The 11,241-nt window shown below is 57.4% G+C and carries 5 protein-coding genes and 5 pseudogenes; 6 read left to right on the top strand and 4 right to left on the bottom strand.

The features are described from left to right. Window positions 1–204: 204 nt before the first annotated feature. A pseudogene (locus G3N93_RS24720) lies at window positions 205–687 on the top strand (helix-turn-helix domain-containing protein); the annotation flags it as partial. A gap of 459 nt (window positions 688–1,146) precedes the next feature. On the opposite strand, the pseudogene G3N93_RS24725 reads toward G3N93_RS24720, so the two are convergent. From G3N93_RS24725 to G3N93_RS24740, 4 genes and pseudogenes are all read right to left on the bottom strand, one after another. Then, window positions 1,147–2,219: pseudogene (locus G3N93_RS24725) on the bottom strand (IS3 family transposase); the annotation flags it as partial. 60 nt (window positions 2,220–2,279) lie between these two features. Continuing rightward, a pseudogene (locus G3N93_RS24730) lies at window positions 2,280–2,662 on the bottom strand (plasmid pRiA4b ORF-3 family protein); the annotation flags it as partial. An 87-nt stretch (window positions 2,663–2,749) separates the two neighbouring features. After that, a complete protein-coding gene (locus G3N93_RS24735; RefSeq protein ID WP_206134159.1) occupies window positions 2,750–3,013 on the bottom strand; it encodes a hypothetical protein in 264 nt (87 codons plus the stop codon). 352 nt (window positions 3,014–3,365) lie between these two features. Next, window positions 3,366–5,232 (bottom strand): annotated as a pseudogene (locus G3N93_RS24740) (Tn3 family transposase); the annotation flags it as partial. Window positions 5,233–5,278: 46 nt separating this feature from the next. On the opposite strand from G3N93_RS24740, the pseudogene G3N93_RS24745 reads away from it, so the two are divergent. The 5 genes and pseudogenes from G3N93_RS24745 to G3N93_RS24765 all read left to right on the top strand — a co-directional run. After that, window positions 5,279–5,443, top strand: a pseudogene (locus G3N93_RS24745) (IS5/IS1182 family transposase); the annotation flags it as partial. A 235-nt stretch (window positions 5,444–5,678) separates the two neighbouring features. Continuing rightward, window positions 5,679–6,230 carry a VOC family protein gene (locus G3N93_RS24750; protein ID WP_206134156.1) on the top strand — a complete coding sequence of 184 codons (552 nt, stop codon included), beginning with the start codon at window positions 5,679–5,681 and terminating at the stop codon, window positions 6,228–6,230. An 85-nt stretch (window positions 6,231–6,315) separates the two neighbouring features. Continuing rightward, window positions 6,316–7,614: a PLP-dependent aminotransferase family protein gene (locus G3N93_RS24755; RefSeq protein WP_206134157.1), complete on the top strand. Its 1,299-nt coding sequence runs from the start codon at window positions 6,316–6,318 to the stop codon at window positions 7,612–7,614. Between the two features lie 5 nt (window positions 7,615–7,619). After that, on the top strand, window positions 7,620–9,284 hold the full coding sequence (locus G3N93_RS24760; RefSeq protein WP_206134158.1) for a cyclic peptide export ABC transporter: 1,665 nt from the start codon (window positions 7,620–7,622) through the stop codon (window positions 9,282–9,284). A gap of 38 nt (window positions 9,285–9,322) precedes the next feature. Further along, window positions 9,323–11,241 (top strand): formyltransferase family protein (locus G3N93_RS24765; protein ID WP_277396568.1); only part of this gene is annotated, 1,919 nt, incomplete at its 3' end.

An 11,241-nucleotide genomic window follows, 5' to 3' on the forward strand; every position in this document is an offset into this window, starting at 1 on the left:
CCCAACTCGCGAATAGTTGCCGCCGCGCTCCTACCGTACTTGATGTAGAGCCGAACCGCTCGAACCCGGTCTTCGTACGAATACATGAACTACCTCCAAGGTAGTCCAAGATTTTGTCCGCAACCCCTTTTGGCTACATAGAAATGTCCGCTTTCGGGCCGCGTAAGCTGTCCGGCCGCCGGTTGTCCGGCGCCGGAGGCTGCGATGGCTGCAACGGAACGGATCACGATGACGATGCGCGAGCTGGAACGATTCAAGGTCATCCAGGACGTAGCCGACGGCAAGCTCAAGCCATGGCGTGCGGCAGAACGGCTGGAGTTGACGACGCGGCAGGTTCGCCGGCTGGTTGCCCGGCTACGTGAGCACGGCCCGGCGGGACTGGTGTCGGGACACCGAGCGAAGCCCGGCAACCGCCGTCTCGACCCGGGAGCTGCTGACCGGGCGTTGTCGATCATCCGCGATCGCTATGCCGATTTCGGGCCGACACTGGCCTGCGAGAAGCTCTGGGAATGTCACGGCATTCGGCTGGCCAAGGAAACGGTCAGGAAGCTGATGACGGAGGCTGGTTTGTGGATTCCGTGCCGACAACGACCGCCGAAGGTCTATCAGCCACGAGCGCGTCGGGCGTGCCTGGGCGAGCTGATCCAGATCGACGGCAGCGATCATCGGTGGTTCGAGGAACGGGCGGCAAACCGCAAAGCCGCCAACCAAACGTCGGTCCGCAAAAGCTGGAGAAACAAACGTGAGTGCCCTGCCCGTTCAGGCGCCGACCTTCGACACTGCGTAACGCTCAAAACGAGGAAAGAGACGCAGCAAACCAACCTTAAAACCGGACATTTTTAAATAGCTGGAAGGTGGACATCTGAATCTGGGTATGACATTAGGGGTCGAGTTCCGTAGGCTCTATCGGGTCGCAGTTGCTCCCGTGAACGACCAGGGCGTGCCGAATCGAATTGGATCTGATCGTCCGGGCGGGGAAGTTCGGTCGAGGCCTTGGAAACCAGCACATCGATGCATCACACAGTCTTGCAGCCACGGCTCATCGTGGACGCTACCCGAGAGCCTACCGCGAGACCGGTAGAAAAGTGTGTGGTTGGGATGTCTGCAGTTAGAGTCCAAGGTTAAAAACTGCTGCTTTGCATGGTGTGCCCGGGCGAACTGCACCGGCGTCAGATAGCCGAGTGAGCTATGAGGCCGCTCGGTGTTGTACTCGATACGCCATTCCTCAATCAGCCGCTTGGCGTGGCGCATTGAGACGAACCGGTGCTCATTCAGACATTCGTCGCGGAATCGCCCGTTGAAGCTCTCGATATAGGCATTCTCCACCGGCTTGCCAGGCCGAATGAACGACAGTGTGACACCGGCTTCGTAGGCCCATGCATCCAGCACCTTAACAGCGAACTTCGGCCCGTTGTCGACCGTGATGGATGCGGGTAAGCCTCGCATCTCCTTGAGCCGCTCAAGCACTTGCTGTATTCGTAAGCCCAGTAGCGAAGTATCAACCTCGATGGCCAGGCACTCGCGCGTGTAGTCGTCGACCACGTTCAGGCATTGAAACCGTAGACCATAGGCCAGCCCGTCAGAAACGAAGTCCATCGACCACCTCTGATTCGGGCCTGTTGGTAACCGCAGCGGCGTGCGCTCGACAGCCCCAATACGCTTGCGTCGCCGCTTGCACACGCTCAGTCCCGCCTTGCTGTACAGGCGCCAGATGCGCTTGTGGTTGGCGAAGCAGCCATCCCGCTGCAACAGCACGTGAATCCGGCGATAGCCGTAACGGCGCTTCTGAGCGGCGATGGCCATCATGCGGCCAGTCAGCGCTTCGTCGTCAACTCGGCGGCGTGATTCGTAGTGGAACAGCGAGCGCGAAATCCCTACCAGCCCGCAGGCACGGGTAACACCCATGGCGCGTTCGGTCATCAAGATTCGGACCGCTTCGCGCTTGGCCTGCGGGCTTGCTACTTTCGAGCCAACAGGTCCTTCAGTGCGGCGTTGTCGAGCATTGATTCGGCCAACAGGCGCTTGAGCTTGTTGTTCTCTTGCTCCAGTTCCTTCAGGCGCTGCGCTTCGGAGACCGTCATCCCGCCGAACTTCGCTTTCCAGTTGTAGTAGGTCGCTTCAGAGATGCCGTACTTGCGGCACAGCTCCGCCGGCTTCAGGCCAGCCTCGGCTTCCTTCAAGATGCCGATGATTTGTTCTTCGGTGAATCGCTTTTTCATTGCCGTTCCTCTCTGGAACGGACTCTACACTGTTACCGTACTAAACGCGGGGAGCAGGTCAACCAGGGCCGCGCCCCAAGGTTCGATCTCAACGGTTTCCACTTTCTCAACGACGATGGTGTGATCCCACCCGTCCCCGAAGTCGTACCGGTAAAGGAGGCGTGAGCCAAGTTTCAGGACCTTCTGTAGTCGAACCTTACGGTCATCGGCGGTCGTGTCCGGATCAGCGAAGTCCAGCACGTCATCGACCTCGAACATGGCATAGGTCATGCCGTCGATCGGGAAGTCGTGCAGGTGACTGTATTCCCAGCCAAAGGCTGCCTGCAGGATAGGGTGCAGTTTACGTAGCGCTCGGTTCCTTCGACCTCGATCCGGCGCCAGATGGGCGGTTCAATGTGTTGGAGCTGTACGTGCAAGGTAAAGCGCTGGAACGATTTCGCCATCTAATCTCCGGGGTAATGGGAAAGCTCGCGGCATAGCGCAACCGTTTCCGGCCTGCCTGTGCGGCGTGTTGCCGTCGAGCATCAAGGTTATTCGTCGTCGAGCTCAAACAGCGAGCGATCGGCGGGCCGCGACAGGTAGTCATCCATCATCGCTCGGAAATCGGCTTCATCCCACTCACCGCGATCGACACGCCACAGTAACGCCTCGCCGGCCAGCATGATCTTTCGCTCTCGATCGGCGCGCGATTGCTTGAGCTGCTGGCGCTGCGCCTTGGCTGCCGTTTTGCGTGCTGCTTTCAGCTCCTGCAGCTTCTCGTCTGTCGCATCGAGACGACGTTTCAACATATTCATTTTGGCACCCTGTTCGAACAAGCGGTTGGCGCGGGAAACCGACGCACCGGCGTGCGCCGGATCGTTACATTCTAGCCGTACTGTCGCGCCCAGGTGCGTATCGCGGCCTCGACAGCGGCTGTCTGCGGCATGTTCGGCAACACTTCCATCGTCCAGCCTCCCAACCGCTTCGGCGCGATATGCGCTGGTTACCAGCTGCCGTCGGCCAAGATCTCGATCACGAACAGCGACGTGTCGACGCTCAGTCACCACGTGTCGACCACGGATGGGGGTAACGGATCGCTTGGTTGGAGCATTGTGTTCCACCGTAACAGGAATAAGGGATTCCAATTCGGAACCGCCGGAAATTTCGTCACTCCAATTCTAGTCCTGCGATGAGTGCGTCCAGGTCGATTTTGTTGCCGCTTTGGAAGGTGTAGTGTCCGTTTAGCAGGATATGCCGCTAGGCGGCCGGCGATATCTGCGCGATCCGCGCCAGCGCCTTGGTGTTGCCACTGGCTTCCCATTTCGTCAGCAGCCGCGACAGAATCGCCGAGTTGTAGAAGATGATCACGTTGGCGATCAGCCGGGCGCACTGGCTGCTGATCTCGATTTCGATGTCGGTGCGACCGGTCAATTCTTTCCTTGCCACCGACCTGGGCGATGCTCGAACGAAGCTGATGGTAGGACTCGAGGCGGTTTTGCGAGCGATGCACGTTTCGCTCGAGTTGCGGATCGCGCAGGTAGCGCAGCGTGTAGATGCTGCGGATGAGCTTGTCGAGCGCGAAGATCGCACGCCGCGTTGGATTTCCCTGCGAGTAGGTGCACAGTTCGCGAATCAACGAACCTTGCGTGATCTCCTTGAGTCCCAGCGCCGCGACGATCTGCTCGATATTCGCCTTCTCGCTGGCAATGAGTTGCCGATCGATTTGTCCGACCGGCTGAATCAAATATTTCTCGTACAGCGCGGGGGCGTCAATGCAATACAGTTCCTGCAACTGATCGTCGAGGTTAGTAAAGCGTGACTCGAAGCGCAACCCGAACCAGTAGAGGATCGCAAAGTTGGCCTTGTTGATGCTGTGCATGTCGCCGGTGATAGCAGTTAGCACGATATCCGATGTGTTACGGTACCAGATATCGAATACGTGATGCGCCTCGTACTCGTGCGCGCCGATCAGGTAGCCGTTCAATGGGACGTGATTGCAAAGGAGCGTATAGACGACGCCTTTGCCGCGGTCGAAATATTTGCGAGAATACTGGGCCTTCACGGTCGGTCGCTCGACGCCGAATTTTCGACCATCGACGGCACCGTACAGCGCACCAAGATCGAACGAATAGTGTGGAAAAATGGGCAGCGCGGCGATAGCGTTGCTGATGCAGTCGTTGGCCGCATGCAGCGTTGCCTGACGCAGATACTGCTGGTAGGTGCTGTCCAGCACGTGGTATAGGATGTCGCTGGTGCGCGCCATAACCTGGTTGCCATGATTCATGGCTTGGGCGATGATCGCCGCCATCAGGCTGTCGGCGTCGGCTACCTTCTTTGCGTAGCGCGGCTGCAATGGCGTCAGTGCCGACAGGAGCTGGCTCTGGCCGTTGATGAAACGGAACACGTCGGCGACATCGCAAAACGGCAGCTGCTCGTAGAAGGCCTGCTCACGTGCCTTCTGATTCTCGGTTTTCGGCTTGCGCCAGATCAGCTTTTGCGTATTCTTGTCGTATTCTAGGTGCGTCAACTTGCCCTGTTTCAGCTCTTGATTGAAGGCGATCCATTGCGCGCGCAACTCGGTTGTCAATACATCGAGTTGGGCATCGATGGGCTGCCGCAAGAACGGGATATCCATCTGCGCCAGCACATCGGCCTTCTCTTCCATCGAAACCAGGTCGTCGGAGACGTGCCGATGTTGCAGACTGTCATCGAGATAGATTTCACCCGACTCGAAGCGTTTGCGGATTTGACTGTACAACCAGAGTTCGTAGCGATCGCCGTGCAAGCCGGTCGGCTGGTCATCGGCACCGAAAATCAACAAGTACGGTCGCAAGTGCTTCGGCAGGGTGGCCACAGGGCATTCGGCGAGCGGCCGTTGCGACAGGCGCTGCTGTTTGGCGAACACACCCTTGATCCATGTCAGCGCGGCAAACCCCGGATTCTCGGGGGATCTGGCAGCGAGATCGAGCTCAACGTACGAGGGACGCAGGTGCCGGCGGATACGTTTGGCCAGACCGGCTACTAATAACCAATAACCAGTATAGCAGGCCGTTGAAATACCTCGGTCTATCCTGCACGATATGTTGTCGGGTGAGCATTTCAGCGTGGACGGCACGCTGATACAAGCTTGGGCCATTCACAAAAGCCTGCGTCGAAAAGACGGTAGCGACGACGATCGTCCGCCGGATAACTGGCACGGCGAAACCCGCAGCAACGAAACACACGAATCAAGGAGCGATGGCGACAAAATGGTCTGACGCGGTCCTTCGAGAGTTCCTCCACGACAGTTCCATGCGGGCCATGGCACTTACCCTAGATTCACGGTATCGTTACGCCGAGAGTCTAAATTCGCTACGCATCTGTAATACGCACAACACTCAACAAGAACATTATTGCAACAACGGTCCGGTACGTTCCGGGTCCGGACGATGAGTTCACATAGCGTAATCGGTTTCTTCTCCTTCCGGAAGGTGTGTTGCCATGAAAGACGCTGTCACGCTGTTGACCAATGGGTCCCAGACACAAGCCAATCTGGCCTCGACGGCCGAGCCGGTCACCTCCTCTTTTCGCCGTATCGACCATATCGCGCTTGCTGTCCACGACCTGGAAGAAGCTATCCATCTGTTTCAGAATGTGTTGGGCTTCGAAGTAAAGCGCCGACTGCACGTCAAGGGGCAGCGCACAGGCATGCTATCGGCGGAAATGGAGTGCAACGGTATCCGTTTTGTGCTCTGCCAGGGCACGGAACCTGCGTCGCAGGTGTCTCAGCTTATCGAGCATTTCGGTGTAGGGGTGGCGCATATCGCGTTGGACGTTGAGGACGTAGACAGTACGGTCGAGACGCTTAAGCGCCGCGGCCTGGTGTTTGACACCCATGTCATCCGAGGTGCAGGGCTTACTCAGGCGTTCTCGACACGCTGCGCTAACACGGGTCTCAGTTTTGAAGTCATTCATCGCGATGGCGAAGACGGTTTTCTTGAATCGAATGTGCAGGCACTATTCGATCAGTTAGAACAAACGGGTAAATATTAAGGCCGCATACTTATTGAATGCACGGCGATTTTCATACACCGTGTGGCCTCCAAAGCACCAACGCAACGTTACTCACGGGACCACCATGCAAGCCGCATTCCAAGCCACCGTAATGAACTTTCTCAACGAGGTGGCGAGTGAGTTTCCGGCAGCGATTTCGTTGGCTGCCGGCCGCCCCGCCGACCGACTTTTTGAGCGACTTGATCATTCAGCATTGCTGCAAGCCCTGATCCGTTACGAGAAGCACGCCTTGCACGGACACACCGGAAAGGCATTGAACGCATGGCTCCTGCAATACGGTCGTACGGCCGGCCTGATTCATGAACTCGTCGCCCATCAAGTGCAAACCGACGAAGGCGTAGCTACCCATGCCGATCGTACGGTGATCACTGCGGGTTGTCAGGAAGCACTGGCACTTTGTCTCCCCGAACTGTGCCCTGATCCGAAGGACGTGGTGCTGGTTTGTAACCCAACGTATATCGGCATCACAGGGGCTGCACATGCGAGCGGCGTGGCGCTTTCAGCATTGCCGGGTGCCGAGTCGGACATCGCCGCACAAATCGAGCGGGCGGTCGCCCAGTTGCATCGCGAAGGACGACAAGCGCGCGCGGTGTATCTGATTCCGGATTTTGACAACCCAACAGGTCGTGTCCTTGATTTATCACAGCGACGCGCCGTCCTCTCGGCCTGCACCCGACATCGCATCGTGGTGTTGGAAGACAATCCCTACGGGATGTTTCGTTACGACGGGGACGTCGTGCCACCGATGGCGGCCTTGGATGAGGTCGGTTGTGTGATCTACCTCTCAACCTACTCCAAAACCATTAGTCCGGCGCTACGCGTCGGTGCCCTGACCTTACCCGATACACTCTTTGGTGATCGCGCCGCACGGCAGGCCTTATTTCAGGCCTTGGTACAGCGCAAGAGTTTCATCACCGTCAATACCAGCCAGATCTGCCAAGCCATCATCGGGGGTCTCTTACTTGAGCAAGAAGGTAGTCTTCGAGGGTGGATTCAACCTACCTTGGAAGCCTATCGCGTCAACCGAGACACCATGCTCGCTCAACTTCAGACCACCTTTGTGCCGTGGCCCGATTCCATCAGGTGGAATCGCCCAGACGGCGGCTTCTTTCTCACCGTCGATCTGCCCTTCCGTTTTGACGCCCAGGCCGTCACCGCATGTGCCACTGAATGCCACGTGATCGTGATGCCGATGGCGTTCTTTGCTTTCGATAATTCGCACGATCAACGGATTCGACTGGCGTTTAGTGCCGTCGACCCATCGCAGATCCGCACCGGCATCGCGGCGTTGGGACGGTTTATCGAACGCAAGATGACCCAAGCACAGAGCCGATCGGGCACCCCTATCCCTCTCGCCGGATAAGTTACATGCTGCTACGCCGCTATCTGCGCACCTATCGTGTAGCCTTGTCGGCGACAGTCCTATTGTCGGCAGCCAGCGCAGGCACGACGGTCGCTATCCTGGCCCAAATCAATGATCTAGCAGCCCATACGTTCGTTGGTCCTGCGCTAGGTCCACTGTTTTACGGTATCGGATGGTTGATCGCGCTGCTGGCGTCCAGTGCGGCATCGCAGTACCTGTCGGCGCGCTTAGGTGCTCATCTGGTCTCGCAATTGCGCACCGAGTTGTCGCAGCAACTCATCAGGATGAGCTACGAGAAGCTGATACACCGAAAACATCTTGTCTTCGGTGCGTTTATCGAGGATATCGGGCAAATTGCGCCTTTGGTCTTGATCGTACCACTGATTGCTTATAACGCCTTGCTGGCGATCGCAGGTATCGCTTATCTGCTTATTCTTTCGATTCCTCTATTCGGGGTCCTGATCGCTGGCCTGAGCGTCCCGCTCACCCTCTCATGGCTACTGATATGGATGACCCGCAGCCAATTCGATGTCTTGCGCCGTTCGGAAGAAAAGGTTTTCGAACACCTTCGTGCGATTAGTGAGGGCAAGAAGGAGATGAGCTTGAATCCGATGCGGGCCGCGCATTTTACGCAGGCGCTTCTCCAGCCCGCGATTACCCGTGCACAACGACAGATGACTCGTGTGCATCTGACCATGGGGCTGAATCAGGCCTGGTCATCGGTGATGGTGTATGTCTCGATCTTTGCGGTGGTTTACTTGGGCCATGGACTTCTGGCCTTGCCCTTAAGCACCGTCGTACCCTTTGTGGTCGGCAGCTTCTTTCTGGTCGGCCCGCTTATGTTCTTGCTTCAGGTCGGTCAACAAGCGGGAACTGGCCTCGCGAGTCTGCGTCATCTCGAATACCTCGGTCTGGATCTACAGTCATGTCTTCCCCCTTCTGCCACGCCGGCTTCCCACGCCTCCGCTATGCCACTCGATTGGCGACATATCCGTGCCGAAGCCATCTGTTACCGCTTTCCGTCAGACAGTGAGGAGATCAGTTCAGGTATTGGTCCTATCAGTCTGGATGTCCGGCGGGGTGAATCCATTTTCATCGTAGGCGGTAATGGCGGCGGCAAATCGACGCTCTTGCTCCTGTTATGTGGGTTACTGCGGCCAAGTTCCGGCCAGTTGCTCATCGATGGACACGCGGTTCACGATGACGTGCATCTCTATCAGCGTCTTTTTTCGGGTGTCTTTAGCGATTTCTTTCTGTTCTCGCATGTGCTCAACGCCGAGGGTACCTGTCTGCCTGACGAGCGGATTACCGAGTATTTGCAACAGCTAGAACTTAAGGCACAAGTTCACGCCCGTGACGGTGAACTATCCCGTTTGACGCTCTCGACCGGACAACGTAAGCGTCTGGCCTTGCTACACTGCTTCGCTGAGGATCGTGACATCGTCTTCTTCGACGAATGGGCGGCCGATCAGGATCCCACCTTTCGTGAGCACTTCTACCAAGTCCTTTTGCCTGAGCTCAAAGCCAAAGGAAAGACCTTATTTGTCATCAGCCATGACGATCGCTATTTTCATCTTGCCGATCGCCTCATCAAGCTCGAGAGCGGGCTCGTCGTCGCTGATACACGTGCGCCCCTTGATCGTCACATCGCTCCTTCGTTCGCGCCTTAATCCGCGGTCCGTTCAATGCCTCCGATTTCTATTCAGCCATGACGCATCCCCAAGATGAAGTACAGCGCGCTTCACCCGATTCACGCGACATGGCCGGCAGCAATCCGCTGGCCACACCACCGGGTGCACCCGATACCTTACTACCCCGATCGATGACCTCGACCATGACGGGTATGATCGTAGGAAGCACAACGTTGGCTATACGTTGTGCCCAGCAACTTCGTGAAGCAGGCGTCACTTTGTGTGCCGTGCTCGCCTTCGATACGGTGCTGGAGCGCTGGGCGGCTCAGGAAGGTATCCTCCTTCTGCCTTCACTCGAAGCGGTGAGTACGTTTCTAGGAGAAGAAGACGTCGATTGGCTCTTTTCCATTGTCAATCCGTCGATTCTTCCCTCCTATCTGCTTGATCAGGTGCGCCGCGGCACCTTCAACTACCACGATGCTCCTCTACCGCGTTATGCCGGCACCCACGCCACCTCGTGGGCACTACTGGCGGGCGAAACCGACTACGCCATCACCTGGCACCGTATGGCCAGTACGGTCGACGCCGGTGAGCTTGTTGTGCAGCAGCCGGTGGCCATTGCCCCGAGCGACACAGCACTGTCTCTCAATCTGAAGTGCTATCAAGCAGCCAGTGAGGGGTTTGCTCAGCTATTAAATGGTTTGATCCACGGCGCCCTGGACACACGGCCGCAGGACACCACGCAGCGGAGCTTTTTCCCACGCCATCGTCGACCCGAAGCGGCAGGCTGCCTATCATGGCACTGCACGGCGCAAGGCCTCTCGAGGGTGGTACGGGCTTTGGATTTGGGACGTTATCATCCCAATCCCCTGGGCCGCGCAAAGATACTACTGCCTCAGAGCGTCGTCTTAATCGAACAATTGGAGGTCTTGGATCAACCTTCGGAACAACGTCCCGGCACCCTCCTTGAAGTCGCACCCAACTACTGGCGTATCGCGACCGCCGACAACGACGTCATCGTTCAAGGCTTGAGCGATCTTACAGGCCATCTGCGAGATGCGGTGGAACTCGCTTCGCAAAACGATCTTAATGAGGGCGATCAACTCCCTTCGTTGCATGATGGTCAAGCACTGGCTTTGAGGCAGGCATATGAAGCGATTGGACCGCACGAGACCTTCTGGGCTGAACGCTTAAGCCGTTTTCACTCGCGACCGTTTCCCTTCGAATCAGCAGGCCATGCAGGCACGACTAATGCACCACAGTGGCGTACAAGTGCGTGGTGGGCCTCAGTGGCGTTGGCTGCCGTTCCAGCGCAAGAACGCGTCGATCATCTGCTCACTGCGTGGGGGATTTATCTGGCGCGCCTCACGGGCGAAGCAGGAGGTCAGCTTGGTTGGCACCCCATTGCGGGGCGATCTCAGGCGCGTTGGTTGGCAACTTTTTTCGCCTCAATTGTGCCAATGGAACTGGATATCGATCTGGATCGTCCATTCCACGAAGTGCTAGCAGTGGTGGCAGCGGAACGCATCACACTGGAGCGTCAAGACACCTTTTCGCGTGATCTCATCGCCCGTCAGCCGATATTGCAGTCGATTAAGGCCCTGCACTCGGAATATCCTTGGCATATAGCAATCGCGCTAGTGTCCGATGACATATCGGAGGACGAGGCCGCTTCGGACATTGCACTAGGCGGGTTACTCACCTTGCAGGTGAGCACTTGTGATGGTCGTTATCGATGGATCTACGATGTCTCGCGATTGGACGAGGCTCAGATGCATCGCACAGCGCAACACCTCGAATCCCTGTTGCACGCGGCCATGTCGCCACGGGCCGCAGAAATTCCCGTAAGGCAATTGAATCTTCTGCCCCCCGACGAACGCACATTGCTGCTGGACACCTGGAACCGGACCGAGGCCCCGTATCCCGCCGACCGGTGCATCCATCAGTTGTTCGAGGACCAGGTCCGGCGCGCTCCGGAGGCCACCGCGCTGGTCTT

The sequence above is a fragment of the Burkholderia sp. Se-20378 genome (assembly GCF_017104665.1).
Lineage (GTDB): Bacteria > Pseudomonadota > Gammaproteobacteria > Burkholderiales > Burkholderiaceae > Burkholderia > Burkholderia lata.